We start from the raw sequence: 17323 nt of genomic DNA, 5'->3' as shown, positions 1-17323 counted from the left end.
CGTCCCCGCACCCCCACCCCACAACTCCTGACGCCCCCCACACCCCCGAAAGGCACCCGCCGATGGACATGGACCTGGACCCGGACGGACCTGCGCGGCGCAGCGAACCGGAGCAACCGGCGAGCAAGGCCGAGCCGCGCCTGAGCAGACGACGGCTGCTCAAGGGCGCGGCGCTCGCCGCCGTCCCCTATGCGCTGCTGCCCGACCCACGCGCCGGTGCGCAGACCGCGTCCGTCGACTATCCGTCCGCCGAGTGGCAGGCGGCGAGCACCTCCAACTACACCGCGTCCGACCGCCCCGGCAGTTACGCCATCGACCGCGTGATCATCCATGTCACGCAGGAGACGTACGCCAACACGCTGGCGATCTTCGCGAATCCGGAGAAAAAGGTCTCCGCGCACTATCTGGTCCGCTCGGCGGACGGGCACGTCGCGCAGTGCGTGCACGAGGCCGACGTCGCGTGGCACGCGGGCGACTGGGACTACAACACCCGCAGCATCGGCATCGAGCACGAAGGCTGGGTGGACCAGCCGGGCTACTTCACCAACGCCCTCTACGAGGGGTCGGCCAAGCTCACGGCGGCGATCTGCGAGACATACGGCATCCCGAAGGACAGGGAGCACATCATCGGCCACTACCAGGTGCCCGGCACCGATCACACCGACCCGGGCGCGTACTGGGACTGGGTCCGCTACCTCAGGCTGGTCAACTTCGCCTAGCGGGCAGACGATGGTCGCGGGACCGATGTCGCTCTTTCACCGTCGGGGAGGCCGAGTTGACCGATGCGTGGGTGGCCCTGGAGCCGGGAGCCGACCCCGCCGAGCGGATCCGTGTGCTGCGCCGGGCGCACGAGACGTTCACGACGGTGGGCACGGTGCCGCGCCCGGTGCGGTCGGTGGTGGCGGAGTCGTGGCGGCGCAGCGCGCGGGCCGGTGTCGGGCCGGACGGCACCGCCAGCGTGGAACTGACCGACGGCGACCTCGGCTCGTACCGGGCGGAGCACCGGCTGGCGAGGGTGATGCCGTTGTTCCGGGAGCTGCTCGGCACGTTCGCGGCCGACGGCGAGCACCTGCTGGCGGTGTGCGATGCGCACGGCAGGCTGCTGTGGGTCGAGGGACATCCGGTGACCCGGCGTCGGGCGGACGGGATGAACTTCGTGCCGGGGGCGCGCTGGTCGGAGAGCGCGGTCGGCACGAACGCGCCGGGGACCGCGGTCGCCGTGGACCGGCCGGTGCAGGTGTTCGCCGCGGAGCACTTCATACGGCGGGTCCAGCCGTGGACGTGTGCGGCGGCACCGGTGCACGATCCGCGCACCGGGCAGGTCCTGGGCGCCGTGGACATCACCGGCGGGGACGGGCTGGCCCATCCGCACAGCCTCGGGTTCGTGCAGGCGGTGGCGCGGGCCGCGGAGGCACAGCTCGCGCTGCTCGATCCGCCGGGGAGTGCGGTGGACACGCCGCTGCTCGGCGCGCTGGGCCGGGACGAGGCCGAGTTCGTCGTGAACGGCAACCGGATCCGGCTCAGCCGGCGGCACAGCGAGATCCTCGTGCTGCTGGCCCGGCACCCCGAGGGGCTGAGCGGTGACGAGCTGCTGTGCGCGCTGTACGCGGACGAGTCGGTGACACCGGTGACCCTGCGAGCCGAACTGGCCCGGCTGCGCAGACTGTTGGATCCCGGCCTGCTCTCCTCGCGGCCTTACCGGCTCACGGCCGCGGTCGAGTCGGACGTCACCGTGGTGGAGCGGCGGCTGCGGGCGGGCGCGGTCACGGCGGCGGCGGAGGCGTACACCGGCCCGCTGCTGCCCGGTTCGCAGGCGCCGGCGATCGTACGGCTGCGGGACCGTCTCGCGGCCGAGCTGCGGGCGGCGCTCGTCGCGCACCGCGACCCGGACCTGCTGGCGGACTGGGCGCACGCGCCGTGGGGCGAGGACGACCTGGAGGTGTGGCGGGCGCTGGCCGCGGTGCGGCCCACGGCGCCGGTGCGGTCCCGGCTGGCCGCGCTGGAGGCGGAGCTGGCGGCACCGGCCGGCCTGATGCCGGGGCGGGCCCGCGGCGCAACGTGGTTGCAACGTCCGCCCGCCTAGCCTCGCGCCCGAGAGCTGCCCAACGGCGGGCAGCGCTGCACCGGGAGGCAGACCAGCATGACTCGTTACGCGGCGCCGGGCACCGAAGGCGCGATCGTCTCCTACCAGGCGCGCTACGACCACTTCATCGGCGGGGAGTACGTGCCGCCGCTGCGCAGGCAGTACTTCGAGAATCCGTCGCCGGTCAACGGACAGCCGTTCACCGAGATCGCGCGCGGTACCGCGGAGGACGTGGAGCGGGCGCTGGACGCGGCGCACGAGGCCGCGCCGGCGTGGGGCCGTACGCCGGTGGCGGAGCGCAGCGACATCCTGCTGAAGATCGCCGACCGCATGGCGGCCAACCTCGAAGCCCTCGCGGTGGCGGAGAGCTGGGAGAACGGCAAGCCGGTCCGCGAGACGCTGGCGGCGGACATCCCGCTGGCGATCGACCACTTCCGTTACTTCGCAGGCGCGATCCGGGCGCAGGAGGGGTCGCTCGGCGAGATCGACGACGACACGGTGGCGTACCACTTCCACGAGCCGCTCGGGGTCGTCGCGCAGATCATCCCGTGGAACTTCCCGATTCTCATGGCGGCGTGGAAGCTGGCGCCGGCGCTGGCCGCGGGCAACGCGGTCGTCCTCAAGCCGGCCGAGCAGACCCCGGCCTCCATCCACTACTGGGTCGGCCTGATCGCGGACCTGCTGCCGCCCGGCGTACTGAACATCGTCAACGGCTTCGGCGTGGAGGCGGGCAAGCCGCTGGCGTCCAGCCCGCGCGTGGCGAAGGTGGCGTTCACCGGGGAGACCACGACGGGGCGGCTGATCATGCAGTACGCCTCCGAGAACATCAAGCCCGTCACCCTGGAGCTCGGCGGCAAGTCACCCAACATCTTCTTCGACAACGTCTGGGCGCACGACGACGACTTCCGCGACAAGGCGCTCGAGGGCTTCACCATGTTCGCGCTCAACCAGGGCGAGGTCTGCACCTGCCCGTCCCGGGCGCTGGTCCAGCGCGGTCACTACGCGGAGTTCCTCCAGGCGGCGGTCGAACGCACCCGGCAGATCAGGCCGGGCCACCCGCTCGACACCGACACGATGATCGGCGCCCAGGCCTCCAACGACCAGCTGGAGAAGATCCTCTCCTACCTGGACATCGGCCGGCAGGAGGGCGCGAAGGTCCTCACCGGCGGCGAGCGCATCGAGTACGACGGCGAGCTCAAGGGCGGCTACTACGTCCAGCCGACCATCTTCGAGGGCGACAACCGCATGCGGATCTTCCAGGAGGAGATCTTCGGCCCGGTCGTCTCGGTGACCTCCTTCGACGACTTCGACGACGCCATCAAGATCGCCAACGACACCCTGTACGGCCTCGGCGCGGGCGTGTGGACCCGGGACGCCAACACCGCCTACCGCGCGGGCCGCGCGATCCAGGCGGGCCGGGTGTGGACCAACTGCTACCACGCCTACCCCGCGCACGCGGCGTTCGGCGGCTACAAGCAGTCCGGGATCGGCCGCGAGACGCACAAGATGATGCTGGAGCACTACCAGCAGACGAAGAACCTGCTCGTGTCGTACTCGCCGAAGAAGCTGGGCTTCTTCTAGGCACAGGCAAAATCTGGCTCCGCGACACGATCATCTCGACGGTGAACACCGGCTGACACAGGCACGCCTGCAGCGCGTCGGGCCTTCTCGTTCGTTCCACCAGCGTTCAACAAGAAGGCGGGGAGTTCCGATCCGCACGTCGAACGGGAGGCGGCACTGGACTGGCTGGAGCGGCACTCCCCGCCGGTCAGCAAGCTGGAGGAACCTATGTGCGGCGTCGTCGTCCAGGCGGGGGTGCCAGGACATCGCGTAGCTCATCGGGCCGATTTCGTCCGGTGCCGGGACGACGGTGGTGACGCCCGGGGCCGCGTGCTGGAGGGCGAACCTCGTCGGCAGGGTCGCCACCAACCGGGTTCCCGGGACCGCGACGGCGGCCGCCGCGTGGCAGGGCACGGTCACGCTCGCTCGCCTCGGTCTGCCCAGCGATTCGAGGCGCCGGTCGACGTGTCCTGGCCGCCCGTCAGTGACGTCGACGACTCACGGTCACGTTCTCCTCGGAGGACGAGGCCGTCGAGATCGCCAACGAATCGGACGACGGGCTGCTGGCCGGCGTGTACAGCCGCGACAGCGCGACCGCGTTCCGGGTGGCCACGGCTGGAGGTCTGGATAGTGTGCGTCGACAACTACTTCCGCGGCACCCTCGGCACCCCTTTCGGAGGCACCGAGCACAGCGGCTACGGGCGCGAGCACGCCGTCGAAACGCTTCGGGAATTCACCTACCCGAAGATCAGAGTCGTTCGCCGGCCCGGTGCGGGTGAAGCGGGACGGCAAGTGGCAGGACATCGACACGTCGCTGTCGGATGTGGGTGCCGATCTGAAGCCGAAGGCGGCGGCCGCGGACGTGGCCGTCTCCGACGGCGGTGACAGCCGGCTGGCATCGGTCGCCCGGGGCAAGACCCGGTTCGCCATGGACTGGCAGGACAAGTTGCCTGCGCCGAAGGTGAAGGGTTCGACCGCCTCCTACGAGCTGGGCGCCGGCCAGACGCTGAAGGTCACCGCGCAGAAGCAGGGCTTCTCCGAGGACGTGGTCCTGGCGAGCAGGCCCAACGGCCCGGTGTCGTACCGGATTCCGTTGCGGCTGGACGGACTGAAGCTGTCCCAGGCCCGGTCGGGGCACCTGCTGCTGAAGGACGCAGGCGGCAAGCTGGTGGCCGAGGCGCCGGCGCCGATGATGTGGGACTCCTCCAAGGACCGGCGTTCGGGTGAGTCCAAGCATCTGGCCCGCGTGGCCACGAAGATCGAGACGGCGAAGGACGGTTCGCAGACCCTGGTCCTGACCCCGGATGCGAAGTTCCTGGCCGATCCGGCGCTCACGTACCCGGTGACCGTGGACCCGACGTCCACTCTGGCGGTCACCACGGACACGTGGGTACAGACCCCGGACTACCCGGACTCGCAGCTCTCGTCACCGGAGCTGAAGTCGGGAACGTACGACACGGGCACGGACGTGGCGCGTTCGTACCTGAAGTTCGATGTGTCGCCCTTCGCGGGCAAGCACATCATCGACACGAACCTGGCGCTGTACTCGTACTACTCCTCGACCTGCGCCACGACGGGCGCCGGAACCGAGGTGCGTCGCATCACCGCGAACTGGGACTCCTCCACCATCACCTGGGGAACCCAGCCGGCGACCACGACGACCGGTGCCGTGGTGAACAAGGCCGCGCTGGGTTACGACAGTTCGTGCCCGGGCGGCACGATGAACTTCGACATCGACTCCATCGTGGCGGCGTGGGCGAGTGGAACGGCCAACTACGGCCTTCGGATTGCCGGTGCGAGTGAGACCGACCCGCTGACGTGGCGGCGCTTCCGTTCCGCCAACTACGTCTCCGGGGACAACTCGGCCGAGCCGCACCTGACGGTCACGTACAACTCCTACCCGGCCGTCCCGACGTCCGCCGCGATCTCGCCCTCGGCCCTGAACGCCTACAACGGCAAGCGGTACGCGACCTCGCTGACGCCGACGCTGTCGGCGAAGGTGACGGACGCGGACGGCGGCACGGTCAAGGCGCAGTTCGAGGTGACCCCGGACCCCGCGTACAACGACACCACCTACACCTACACCGCAACCAGCGGTGGGGTGGCGTCGGGTTCCACTGCCACTCTTGCCATCCCGTCGGCCAACGCCTTCCCGGCGGGGGCGCACCTGCGGTTCCGGGTGCGGGGGTACGACTCCACCGACTACGGGTCCTGGACCGGCTACACCACCTTCGTGCTGAACACCGCACTGCCGGCGGCCCCGACCATCAGCTGCCCCTCCTACCCGCTGAACACGTGGTCGGCGAAGGCACCCGGCTCGGTGACCTGCACCCTCGACACGACGTCGACGGACGGCCAGGGCTTCAAGTGGGGCCTGGACGACCCGACGATGGCGAAGCGCATCGACGACACGGTGGACGGCAGCGGCGGCGACCCGCTGAACATCACCATCACGCCCGCTGACGGCTGGCACACGCTGTATGCGCAGACGATCGACTCCGGCGGCAACCTGTCGACGGCCAAGACCCAGTACTCCTTCGGTGTGGGTGCGGACGGTGCCGCGCTGCTGAGCCCCGGCAACGGTGACCGGCCCGCGCGCCGGGTGGCGCTGGCGTCGACCGGCAAGAACACCTACACCGGTGTGACGTACCAGTACCGCCGTGGTGAGACCGACAGCTGGCAGAACGTGCCGCTCGCGGACGTGACGAAGAACAGTGACGGTTCGCCGGTGACGGCGTGGCCGCTGGCAGCGCCGAGCGGTGCGCCGCCGGCGCTGACGTGGAACATCACCACGTCGCTGACGGAGGACGGCCCGGTCGACCTGCGTGCCGCGTTCACCGACGGTACGACGACGGGCTACTCGCCGGTGTCGACGGTCACCGTGGACCGCAACGCGGGCACAGCTCCGTCGGACCAGGTCGGTCCGGGTACGGTCAATGATCTGACCGGTGACTACACCCTGTCGGCGACGGACGCGTCCGCGTTCGGTATGAGCGTGTCGCGCACGGCGTCGTCCCGGAAGCCGACCGCGGGCGCGGACGCCCAGGGCCAGGTGGCCATCTTCGGCCCGCAGTGGACGGCCGGCACGACCGCGGAGATCTCCGACTCCGACTACGCCTACGTCCGCCAGACGTCGTCCACTTCGGTGGCGGTCGTGAACGTGGACGGTGACGAGACCGGGTTCACCGCCACCTCCACCGGTGGCTGGAAGAGCGAGCCGGGTTCCGAGGACCTGACCCTGACCGGTTCCCTGACGGGTTCCTTCACGCTGAAGGACGCCGACGGCACGACGACCACCTTCGCCAAGGTCGATCCGGCCGCCACCACCTGGCAGGTGTCCACCTCCTCTCTGCCGACCAGCAACACCACCACCACGGTGGTCTCGGAGAAGGTCGTCAACGGCTCGCTGACGCTGGCCCGCCCGAAGTACGTGATCGCGCCCACGTCGGCAGTGTCGTCCGCCACCTGTGCGTCGACCCCGTCCACCAAGGGCTGCCGCATCCTGGAGTACGTGTACGCGGCCTCCACGACCGCCACGTCCTCGGTGTTCGGCGACTACGTGGGTCAGGTGTCGCAGATCAAGCTGTGGGTCACCGACCCGGGTGCGGCTTCCGCGACCGCGTCGGTGATCGCGCAGTACGACTACGACACCTCCGGCCGGCTCCGCGAGAGCTGGGACCCGCGCATCTCGCCTGCGCTGAAGACCGCCTACACCTACGACAGCGCCGGCCGGGTCGCGACCCTGACGCCGCCCGGTGAGCTGCCGTGGACCTTCACCTACGGCCAGGCCGGCAACACGGCCACCGCGGGCCCGGGCATGCTGCTCTCCGCCTCCCGTCCCACCCTGGTGGCGGGCTCGAAGACGCAGACCGACGGCGGCACCGCCACGACCAGCATGGTCTACGACGTTCCGCTGACCGGGACCAACGCCCCCTACCCGGTGGGCGCCACCGACGTCGCGGCCTGGGGCCAGACCGACGTTCCCACCGACGCCACGGCGGTTTTCCCGGCTGACTCCGTGCCCGCGTCGCACGACGGCTCGGCGATGACCGCGGCGAGCTACACCCGTGCCTCGATCTCGTACGCGGACGCGTCGGGTCGTGAGGTCGACAGCTCCACCCCTGGCGGTCACCTGAGCGTGACCGAGTACGACCACCTCGGCAACACCATCCGCGAACTGACCGCGGGCAACCGTGAGCTGGCGCTGTCCACCAGCGGTGCGGGGCTGAACGAGCTGACCCTGCTCGGCGTCAACGGCCTGTCCACGGCGGACCGCGCGGAGCAGTTGTCCACCACGCACATCGACTCCAGTGACGGCCAGCGCGAGCTGGAGAGCTTCGGCCCGCTGCACCTGGTCACTCTGACCGGAGTGCTGCACGCCGGAACCGGTGGCACCGACCTGCCCGCCGGCAGCGAGGTGGCGGCCCGCCAGCACACGATCACCGCCTACGACGAGGGCCGCCCCACCGACGGTACGGCCACCGTGTCCAACCAGCCGACCACCGTCACCATCGGCGCCTACGTGGGCGGTTACCCGTCCGACGGCGACACCCGCACGACGAAGACGGCCTATGACTGGGTGAAAGGCCTGACCACCTCCGCGACGGAGGATCCGGGCGGTCTGAACCTTGTCAAGACGACGACGTACGACTCCCAGGGCCGGGTCACCAAGACCACCCTGCCGAAGTCGAACGGCGCCGACGCCGGTGCGACCGTGATCACCTACTACTCGGCGACGGGTACGGGTGCCTGCAACGGGCGTCCGGAGTGGGCGGACCTGGTCTGCTCGGTGGGTCCTGCCGGTGCCATCACCGGCGGCGGTACCAATCCCACCCAGATGCCGGCCAAGACCACCGAGTACGACCGGTGGGGCAATACGGCGAAACTGACCGAGACCGCCAACGGCGTGACCCGTACCACCACGATCACTGCTGACGCGGCCGGCCGTCCGACCCTGGTGTCGGTGACCGGCGGGGTGGGCACCGCGGTTCCGGACACCACCACCACATACGACCAGAACAGCGGAGACGTCGCTTCCGTCACGTCGGGCGGTCAGACCATCACGCATGTCACCGACATGCTGGGACGGGAGATCTCCTACAACGACGGCAGCGGCAACACCGCGGCCACCCAGTACGACGCGCTCGGCCGGCCCACCAAGGTGACCGACTCGGCTCCGTCGACGACCACCTACACCTACGACACCGCCAAGGACCCGCGCGGTCTGGAGACCTCCCGCACCGACTCGGTCGCAGGCACCTTCAACGCCACCTACGACGCGGACGGCAATGTCGCCACCGAGCAGATGCCCGGTGGCTACACCCTCAACCTGACCCAGGACGAGACCGGCGCGGAGACCTCCCGGGTCTACACCAAGGACAGTGACGGCACCGTCGTCGCCTCCGACACCGCCGACCACTCCGTCCACGGCCAGACCGTCGCCGATACCGACACGGGAGGCCAGACCTACGACCGCGCCTACTCCTACGACAACACCGGCCGCCTGACCCAGGCGGACGACAGCGCCCCGGACGGAACCTGCACCCGCCGCGGCTACACCTTCGACAACAACAGCAACCGTACCGCTCTGGCCACCAGCGTCAGCGCGGCGGGCACGGCGTGCAGCTCCACCGGCGCCACGACCACGAACAACTCCTACGACAGCGCCGACCGGCTGGTGAACGCGGGCATCGTCTACGACGCCTTCGGCCGCACCACCACCCAGGCGTCCGGCGTGACCATCGCCTACTACGCCAACGACCTGGTCCGCCAGCAGACCTCCGCCGACGGCACCAGCCGGCAGACCTGGACCCTGGACGCCGCCCAGCGTCTCGCGTCCTGGACGACGGAGACCAACAACGCCGGCACCTGGACCCAGACCGAGTCGAAGACCAACCACTACGGGTGTGGTTGCGACAGCCCCGACTGGACCCAGGAGGACACCGGCACCATCACCCGCAACGTCCAGGCCGTCGACGGCGAACTGGCCGCGATCACCAGCGCCACGGGTGACACCGTCCTGCAACTCACCGACATCCACGGCGATGTGACGGTGCGTCTCCCGCTGGACATCTCCCAGGCGCCGACCGCGCTCGCCTACGACGAGTTCGGCAACGCCGAGGGCGACGCCACCGCCGCCCGCTACGGCTGGCTCGGCGGCAAACAGCGGGCCGAGGCGCCTGTCTCAGGGCTCACGCTCATGGGAGTACGGCTGTACGACCCGACCGCCGGCCGCTTCCTGTCCGTGGACCCGGTGCTGGGCGGCAGCGCCAACGCGTACGACTACGCGGGGCAGGACCCCGTCAACGCATTCGACCTCGCGGGCACCTTCCGGATCTAGCGCTGGAAGTGGGGCCAATGGCACTACATCATGGTGTACCTGAGCAGCACGCTCCAGCGTGACCTCGCGCAGGGGGCGGTCTGGGGTCTGGCAGGCGCAATCGGCTCATGGTGCGCCGGCTTCGGCTGCTACTTCGTCATCGGATTCCTCGCCGCGGTCATCAGCAACCACATCTCGGACTCGTGGCACCCGCGGGCCAAGTGGCTGTTGTTCGCCTGGAAGTGGCCCGGACACCACCACTGGTGGACCGTCTACCGGATCCGGGCAACCTTCGTCGGCTGGTGGTACGCATGACGGGGCAGCCTTCTGGGAGGTCCTTCATGAAACGAGCGGCTCTGTCACTCGTGTTCGCCGCGGTGGGCATGACGCTCGCCTCCTTGATCGGTCGCCATCAACTCCCGTCGCCGACAGAGGCCGTGGCCTTTCTGGTGGTCGCGTTCGTGGTGCTCGGTGCGGTGACACTGGCACGCGCGGCCTGGCGCAAGGTCAGGAGTAGCTGACCCATCGTCAGGGGCGGTGCCGGGTCATCCCGGCACCGCCCCTGACACCTTGCCCCGAGAACTCTTGGGGCACTGGCGAAGACACTTCACGGTGGGGCGATCGATCCGAACCTCCGGCGGTCGCACCTGCCCGAACCTCGGGAAAGAAACAAATGCGTCGATTCGCAGCACTGCTGATAGCGCCCGCCCTCCTGCTCGTGGGGTGCAGCAGCAACCATTCGTCCGACAGGCCGCGGCCCGACGGCTGGCACCGGCCGCTCGCGGCCCCCTCGGTAACCGTGCACGCGCGATCCGTGCCCACCGCGGTGCGTACGGACGCCGTACTCCCCACCGTCTCCGGGAAGTTCGGGAGTCCGGCCACGATCTCGCTGCCGAAGTCCGCGCCGAGCGGCAAGTTCGTCGTCGCACCGCAGGCGCCGGGGCGGGGACCTGCCGCGCACACCGGCGACGTGGCCGTCGTCCGCTACACCGCCAAGGTGTGGCGCACCGGCAAGGCACTTCCCAGCTCGTACGACAAGGGTGCCCGGCCGCAGGTGTTCGCCGTCGGGCGCGGCGCGACCCTGACCGCCCTGGACCGGGCCGTGCAAGGCCGGCGCGCCGGTAGCCGAATCCTGGTCGTCGCACCCCCCGCGGCTGCGTATGGGGCGACCGGCAACGCGCGGCTCCATGTCACCGGCAAGGACACCGTCGTGTTCGCCGTCGACATCCTGGACGTCATCGGCGCCCACGCCATCGTCCCCGGCGAGCAGCAGTCGATCTCCGACGCGCTGCCCGAGGTGCACATGAACAAGGACGACGGCACCGCGACTCTGTCCGTCCCCGACCAGGCGGCCCCCAAGGGCCTGGTCATCAAGCGCCTGGTGGACGGCACCGGTCCGGTGGTCGAAGCCGGGCAGACCGTGGTCCTGCAGCACTCCTCGGCCGCGTGGGACACCGCCCGTGGCAAGGACCGGACCGACCTCTTCCTCAGCTCCCACGCGGACGGCGGCCCGTTGCCCGTCGTGATCGGCCGGGGCAACGTCATCGCGGGCTGGGACCGCGCCCTGGTCGGCCAGCGGGTCGGCAGCCGTGTGCTGGCCGTCATTCCCGCGAACCTGGCGTACGGTCAGCATCCCCCGAAGGGCCTGGCACCCGGCGCCACCGTGATCTCGGTGCTCGACATCCTCGCAGCCGCCTGAGACAGTCCGGGGCCGGTCGCGATGAGAGGGAAAGGGCTCCTGACCAGGGGAGATGCCTGGCAGGCGCCCCTTTCGGGCTCGCCCCTGGACCGAGGAGAGCGCCCGCACCTGGTACGACTTCATCGCCGACCGCCTGGCCGAGGAGTTGGCGAAGGCGCATGCGACGACGGACAGCGGCCCCGCAGCCCGGGCGGGAGCGACGCGTCGCCCATGTGATCAACGGACGGTGATCGCCCCTGACGACTGCGCGCCGCCTGCGGCACCGGCCAGGAGCGTGACCAGGTCGTCGATGAGCGGGGAGCGGGCACCGGGTCTGCCGACGGCGAGGATCTCCCGGTGGAGCGGCGCGACCCCGGATGGCAGGACCACCCTGTCGACTCCGGCGTCGCGTCCAGCTCCGAGGAGCGTGGCCGGGATCAGGCCCACCGCGAGGCCCGCCCGGATCATGGCAAGCATGCTGTGCAGGTCCTCGGTCTCCAACGTCACGTGCGGCGTGATCCCGAGCTCTCCGGCCCAGCGGTGCAGCAGACGCCGGTCGGGGTTGTGGGCGTGGCCCGAGACCCATTCCCGGTCCAGGCATTCGGCCAGCTCCACCGGGCGTCGGCGCCCAGGCTCGGCACCCGTGACCAGGACGAGCGGTTCACGGCCCAGGACGGTGATCGTCAACGCCTCGGACGGGGCCGGCGGATCCTCGGGCAGGTAGCGGTAGGCGACGAGCAGGTCGATGTCCCCCGACTTCACTCTCGGCACCCCCTCGTCCGTCTCCACGACGACGAGACGGATCCGGGGACCCGGGCGGCGAGCCCTGAGCGTGGACAGGACCTGGGGGAGGAGGTAGGTCATGGCGCTGGGGTAGGTCCCGACGCGGAGCTCGGCGATCTCACGGTTCGCGATGCCGTGGGCGGCGTCCTGGAAGCGCGCGGTCGCGTCGAAGAGCGTCTCGGTCGCCTGGGCGAGGGAGCGGCCGGCCGCGGTGAGGATCAGCCGGCTGCCGGGGCGCCGGGTGATCAGTTCGACGCCCATGTCGCTTTCGAGCGCGGCGATGTGCTGGGACACCGCCGAGGGCACATAACCGAGCTCGGTCGCGGCCTCGGCCATCGAGCCGCGGCGTACGACGGCCAGGAAGGTGGCCAGGAGCTTCAGATCCGGCTGAGACTTCACGGTTCATGAACTTTCTCTTCGGGATCCATCGCTTTACGTGTCTCTTGGTCGACGTCAGAGTAGAGGCACCGCGACGCCAGGCACTCCGCCCGACAGAAAGCAGAGACGATGGCCATCGACCTCACGGCCCTGCGGGCCCACTTCCCCTCTCTCGCCACCGGGCTCGCCTTCTTCGACGGTCCGGGCGGAACGCAGACCCCCCGCCCCGTTGCCGACGCCATCGCCGCGACGCTGACCGGCCCCCTGTCCAACCGGGGAACCGTCAGCCCGTCGGAGCTCAACGCCGAGCGCGCCGTCGCGGACTTCCGCGCCGCCTACGCCGATCTGCTGAACGTGCCCGCGAACGGCATCGTCCACGGCCGCAGCGCCACCCAGCTGACGTACGACTTCTCCCACCACCTGGCCAAGACCTGGACCGCTGGTGACGAGATCGTCCTCAGCCGCCTCGACCACGACGCCAACGTCCGCCCCTGGGTCCAGGCCGCCGAGCGCGCCGGAGTGACGGTCCGCTGGATCGAGATCGCCCCGGAGACCACGGAGCTCGACCTCGACTCGTACGACCAGGCGCTGTCGCCCCGGACCCGGCTGGTCGCGGTCACGGCGGCCTCGAACGTGCTGGGCACCAAGCCGCCCGTCCGCCGGATCGCCGACCGCGCCCATGAAGTCGGCGCCTTGGTGTACGTGGACGGCGTGCACTACGCGGCGCACCACCTCGTGGACGTGCCCGCCCTCGGGGCCGACGTTTTCGTCTGCTCACCGTACAAGTTCCTCGGACCGCACTGCGGGGTGCTCGCGGCGGCGCCCGAGTTCCTCGAAACCCTGCGCCCGGACAAGCTCCTGCCGTCCCCCGACACGGTGCCCGAACGCTTCGAGTTCGGCACGCTGCCGTACGAGATCCTGGCGGGCGCCACCGCCGCCGTCGACTTCCTCGCCGAGCTGGACCCGGGCACGGCGGCCTCGCGCCGGGAGCGCCTCACCCACTCCCTGGAGTCCATGCACGAGCACGAACGGTCGCTGCGGGCACGGCTGCAGGAGGGTGTGGAGTCCCTGGGCGACGCCATCACCGTGCACCCGAAGGCCGCCGACCGCACCCCGACGCTCCTGATGTCCATCGAAGGCCGCGACGCCCGCGACGCCCAGGCACATCTGGCCGCGCGCGACGTGGTGGCACCGGCCGGGTCGTTCTACGCCTACGAACCCTTCACCGCGCTCAAGCTCGAGGGCCCCGCCCTGCGCGCGGGCCTGGCCCCCTACAACACCACCGACGACGTGGCCCGCTTCCTCGACGGGCTCGCCGGCTTCCTCTGACAGCCGCGCTCGTACCGTCGGGTTGGTGCGCGCCTCCCAGCCCATCGCAGCCCGCAGGGGAACCGGGGGAGCCACAGGTACGGCTACGGGGCGGGCGCTTTCGCAGCGGTCGGGCGATGCTGGTGAGCGGGGAGCCCTGCGAGCAGGCCGGGAGGCGCGGCCGTGACAGCCGTCAATCCGTTGAACAGCGCCTCGGTGCTGGCCGCCTTCGGGGCGATCGGCGTCCTGGTGGTGATCTTCGCGGAGTCCGGTCTCCTCGTCGTCGGCTTCTTCCTGCCCGGTGACACCCTGCTGTTCCCGGCCGGCGTGCTGTGCGCCGGCGGTGCGCACCAGGAACCCCGGCTGGCGTTGTGGCAGGTGCTGCTGTGCGCGGCGGTCGGGGCGGTGGCCGGCGGGCAGGTCGGGTACCTGGTCGGCCGGCACGGCGGTCGGGCGCTGCTGGCCCGCACCTCCAGCGGGCGGGTGAAGGCTGCGGCCGTCCGCGCCGAGGAGCTGCTGGCCCGGTACGGCCACGGGAAGGCACTGGTCATCGGCCGGTTCGTGCCGCTGCTGCGGACGGTGCTGCACCCTGTGGCCGGCGTGCTCGGGGTGCCCGTGCGGACCTTCACGCTCTGGCAGACCGTGGGCGGGGTGCTGTGGTCGCAACTGCTCGTCCTCGCCGGTTACAGCCTCGGTACGTCGGTCCCGCACATCGACGACTATCTGCTGCCGCTGGTCGCCGTGGTCGTCGTCCTGTCGATGCTGCCCGTGCTGTTCGAGGCCCTCCGCGCCCGCCGCGAAGGGCGTTCCCGCCGCTGACGCCTCCGCGCTGTGCCGTGTTTCGTGTGCCGCAGCGTTGTGGCCGGTAGCGCCCACGCGAGGGTACCCGCACATCAGAACCTGCCCCGCGCCCCTTCCAGGCGCTCAGCCCCCCCCCACCCCGATACGTGAGCCAGCCCCCGAACCTGGCCGCGGCGGCGACCGCGGCCTTCTCGCTGGTCGCCCGGACCGGTCTGCCGGTGAACACCGGCGTGAAGGCCCTCGTCGTGGTGCTCATCGCCGCGGTCACCCTCGCCATCAGCGTCTGCAGCCACGCCGCGATCAACTTCGTGGTGGTGCGGCACACCGACTTCGGTCGCGTCCCGGACCGGCCGCTGACCTGCACCGCCCAGGGGGCGACCCTGCCGGCCGGTGTCGCCCTCACCGCCTCGGGGCCGCTGTCGTACACCACCGGCGCGCCCGCCAGGGCGGTGGCCGGCCTGGACGGCGTTCGGCGGCTTCCTGTCCAGCGTCCTGGTCTGCGGCATCGGCACGTTCGCCGCGACCGCCGTCGACATGAACCAATCCGGCTCTCGCTGAGCGTCCTCGTCGACGGCACCGTCTCCGTCGCCCTGACCCTGTACGCGCTGCTCGTCTCGGACTTCCCCGACACCGTCGGCACCGTGCTGCAGCTGACGGTGGTCCTGCTCGGCCCGAGCACGGCCGTCTACGCCACCGACATCCTGCTGCGCCGCAACCGCTACGTCGGCCTCGCCCTCGGCGACGAGTCCCGCACCCGGCCCTTCTGGTACACGGGCGGGTTCAACCGGTCCGGGGTCCTTGCGCTCGGGGCGGGCGCGGGCGCCTCCGCGGTGTGCGTCGACACCGTCTACACCGGCCTGGTGGCCGCCCCCCTGGGCGGTGTCGACCTGGCCCTGCCGACGGGTCTGATCGTGTCCGCGGCGGTGTACGCGCTGCTTATGCGCAAGCTGCGCGTCACCGGGTGAGACACCGCCCGCGGGCCCTCGCCGAGGAAACCGGGGCCGGCCGGGCCCAGCTGCCGGGCGGAGTCGGCGGCCACGCCGAGGACCTCCCGCAGCGCCACCGCCCGCCGGCTGCTCGCGGCGAGGTCCCGGTGCGCCTCCCCGCTCCACAGGGGCGGGAAGACGGTGATGGCCTGCCCGAGGTCGAGGACCGCCGCCTCCTCGCGCCGGGGCGGCCGACGCAGCCCGTCGTGGAACGTCTCCAGCCGGCCGGACAGCAGCCACCGCACCCAGGCGGAGTGGCCCATGTCCAGCGCCTCCCACTCCAGGGTGGCCGGCGCGAAGTACGGCATCTGTCCGGGCGCGCCGGGGCGGCCGGCGCGGGCCGGGGCGTGGGCGTTGAGGCGGAACGCCCCGCCGAGCACGTCGTGGCCGGCCACGAGCCCGTCCGCCGGGGCGGGGGTTTCTAGGTCTCGGCCCGGTCGTCCGCCTCCAGCGCTCCCGTTCCCAGCCGCTCCATCAGCCCGGCCGTCAGCGCCGGCACGCCGCGCCCGGTCTCGCCGAGCGACTTCAGTGCCCCGGCCGGCCAGGCGTCCCGCCCGGCCATGTCCCGCGCCGCCGTCTGCGCCGCGTTCCCGCAGTCGACGCCATGCCGGCAGGACACGCGAGCGTCCGCCTCCCGTTTCCGGGGAGCGGGTGCGCTCGCGGTGTTGGCGGCGGGCTGCCGAAGGACCAGCCGGGGTCGGGCTGCACGGGGAAGGCGTTGGCCCGGCCGAGGCCCGGCAGCCCGCTCGCGGCCGACCCCGCGCCGTACACCCGTACCCATCCGTCGTCCAGGACGAGCCCGCCTCAGTGCAGGGTCAGCGCCCCCAGCACCGAGCGCGCGCTGACCTGGAGCTGCAGCAGACGGCGGCGCCCCTCGTCGGGGTCGGCGGGCAGGACCCGTAGCGGTACGGCGCTCGTGGCGAACACCTGCGGCCCCGCACCGGACGCATCAGCTGGACTTGCGGCGCTTGCGGTTGGGGCGGGGGGTGCGCCGAACCGCGTCCAACTCCCCTATCGCCGCGCGGATGTGAGCCGGGTCGCCCCGGCGCGCGCCACCGGCGCACCACCAGGACGGCCGGCCGTCGACGTCCCGCGGGTGCATGCCGAGGTCATGGACGGTGCAGACCGGCCACGCCCGCCACAGACGCTCCGTCACCGTGTCCTGGGCGGCGTCGGCGACGGCCATCAGGGCTTCGACGGCGGACCGCACGGGTGTCAGGGGGCTGCCGTGCGCTTCGCCGTTGGACAGCGCCACGTAGACCTCGTCCAGGTCCTCGCACTCCGGGTATGCGATCAGACGCAGGGGACGCTGATCGGGCAGGGTCGCCGCCAGGTCCCGGTTGACGGCCGCCAGCGCCTCGTCCCACAGCGGATGTTCGCCGTCGAGCACGAGGCGCGGCTCGGACCGGTCGAAGAAAGCGCGCATG

The 17323-nt window shown here is 71.2% G+C and carries 14 protein-coding genes and 2 pseudogenes; 11 read left to right on the top strand and 5 right to left on the bottom strand.

Translation table 11 applies throughout. The features are described from left to right. Positions 1 to 68: 68 nt before the first annotated feature. The 8 genes and pseudogenes from LMU33_RS03345 to LMU33_RS03310 all read left to right on the top strand — a co-directional run bounded on the left by LMU33_RS03345 (position 69) and on the right by LMU33_RS03310 (position 11661). The gene (locus LMU33_RS03345) at positions 69 to 719 is read left to right on the top strand and encodes an N-acetylmuramoyl-L-alanine amidase (RefSeq protein ID WP_228617619.1); all 651 of its coding nucleotides are present in this window, start codon (positions 69 to 71) and stop codon (positions 717 to 719) included. A 56-nt stretch (positions 720 to 775) separates the two neighbouring features. Beyond that, entirely contained in the window at positions 776 to 2083 is a 1308-nt protein-coding gene (locus tag LMU33_RS03340) for a GAF domain-containing protein (RefSeq protein ID WP_228617205.1), read from the top strand. A gap of 57 nt (positions 2084 to 2140) precedes the next feature. Then, positions 2141 to 3664: an acetaldehyde dehydrogenase ExaC gene (gene exaC / locus LMU33_RS03335; RefSeq protein WP_228617203.1), complete on the top strand. Its 1524-nt coding sequence runs from the start codon at positions 2141 to 2143 to the stop codon at positions 3662 to 3664. 494 nt (positions 3665 to 4158) lie between these two features. Beyond that, positions 4159 to 4422, top strand: a pseudogene (locus tag LMU33_RS41320) (hypothetical protein); the annotation flags it as partial. After that, complete coding sequence (locus LMU33_RS03325; protein WP_228617202.1) at positions 4413 to 9983, top strand: DNRLRE domain-containing protein; 5571 nt, start codon at positions 4413 to 4415, stop codon at positions 9981 to 9983. The pseudogene LMU33_RS41320 and the gene LMU33_RS03325, both read left to right, overlap by 10 nt. A gap of 30 nt (positions 9984 to 10013) precedes the next feature. Then, positions 10014 to 10277, top strand: a complete 264-nt coding sequence (locus tag LMU33_RS03320; RefSeq protein ID WP_228617200.1) for a hypothetical protein — start codon at positions 10014 to 10016, stop codon at positions 10275 to 10277. A 26-nt stretch (positions 10278 to 10303) separates the two neighbouring features. Further along, on the top strand, positions 10304 to 10483 hold the full coding sequence (locus LMU33_RS03315; RefSeq protein WP_228617198.1) for a hypothetical protein: 180 nt from the start codon (positions 10304 to 10306) through the stop codon (positions 10481 to 10483). 293 nt (positions 10484 to 10776) lie between these two features. Beyond that, positions 10777 to 11661, top strand: coding sequence for an FKBP-type peptidyl-prolyl cis-trans isomerase (locus tag LMU33_RS03310; RefSeq protein ID WP_228617197.1), 885 nt, complete (start codon positions 10777 to 10779; stop codon positions 11659 to 11661). Positions 11662 to 11877: 216 nt separating this feature from the next. Here the strand turns inward: LMU33_RS03310 and LMU33_RS03305 are convergent, their stop codons facing one another. Next, positions 11878 to 12822 carry a LysR family transcriptional regulator gene (locus LMU33_RS03305; protein ID WP_228617195.1) on the bottom strand — a complete coding sequence of 315 codons (945 nt, stop codon included), beginning with the start codon at positions 12820 to 12822 and terminating at the stop codon, positions 11878 to 11880. A gap of 108 nt (positions 12823 to 12930) precedes the next feature. On the opposite strand from LMU33_RS03305, the gene LMU33_RS03300 reads away from it, so the two are divergent. The 3 genes from LMU33_RS03300 to LMU33_RS03290 all read left to right on the top strand — a co-directional run bounded on the left by LMU33_RS03300 (position 12931) and on the right by LMU33_RS03290 (position 15875). After that, positions 12931 to 14130, top strand: a complete 1200-nt coding sequence (locus LMU33_RS03300) for a cysteine desulfurase-like protein (protein WP_228617193.1) — start codon at positions 12931 to 12933, stop codon at positions 14128 to 14130. Positions 14131 to 14292: 162 nt separating this feature from the next. Further along, positions 14293 to 14928, top strand: coding sequence for a DedA family protein (locus LMU33_RS03295; RefSeq protein ID WP_228617192.1), 636 nt, complete (start codon positions 14293 to 14295; stop codon positions 14926 to 14928). 128 nt (positions 14929 to 15056) lie between these two features. Then, positions 15057 to 15875: a hypothetical protein gene (locus LMU33_RS03290; RefSeq protein WP_308280744.1), complete on the top strand. Its 819-nt coding sequence runs from the start codon at positions 15057 to 15059 to the stop codon at positions 15873 to 15875. On the opposite strand, the pseudogene LMU33_RS03285 reads toward LMU33_RS03290, so the two are convergent. The 4 genes and pseudogenes from LMU33_RS03285 to LMU33_RS03270 all read right to left on the bottom strand — a co-directional run. Then, a pseudogene (locus tag LMU33_RS03285) lies at positions 15758 to 16294 on the bottom strand (DUF2625 family protein); the annotation flags it as partial. The gene LMU33_RS03290 and the pseudogene LMU33_RS03285 sit on opposite strands and share 118 nt — an antisense overlap. A 23-nt stretch (positions 16295 to 16317) precedes the next feature. Further along, complete coding sequence (locus LMU33_RS41595) at positions 16318 to 16515, bottom strand: hypothetical protein (protein WP_228617188.1); 198 nt, start codon at positions 16513 to 16515, stop codon at positions 16318 to 16320. Between the two features lie 185 nt (positions 16516 to 16700). Continuing rightward, positions 16701 to 16823 (bottom strand): DUF2625 family protein, encoded by a 123-nt coding sequence (locus LMU33_RS03275; protein WP_228617186.1) that lies wholly within the window; start codon positions 16821 to 16823, stop codon positions 16701 to 16703. A gap of 22 nt (positions 16824 to 16845) precedes the next feature. After that, positions 16846 to 17322, bottom strand: coding sequence for a hypothetical protein (locus tag LMU33_RS03270; protein WP_228617185.1), 477 nt, complete (start codon positions 17320 to 17322; stop codon positions 16846 to 16848). Position 17323: the final 1 nt, after the last annotated feature.

It is taken from the genome of Streptomyces barringtoniae, assembly GCF_020819595.1.
Lineage (GTDB): Bacteria > Actinomycetota > Actinomycetes > Streptomycetales > Streptomycetaceae > Streptomyces > Streptomyces barringtoniae.
The sequence above is the reverse complement of the archived record's forward strand: the minus strand, read 5'-3'. Positions and strand labels throughout refer to the sequence as shown.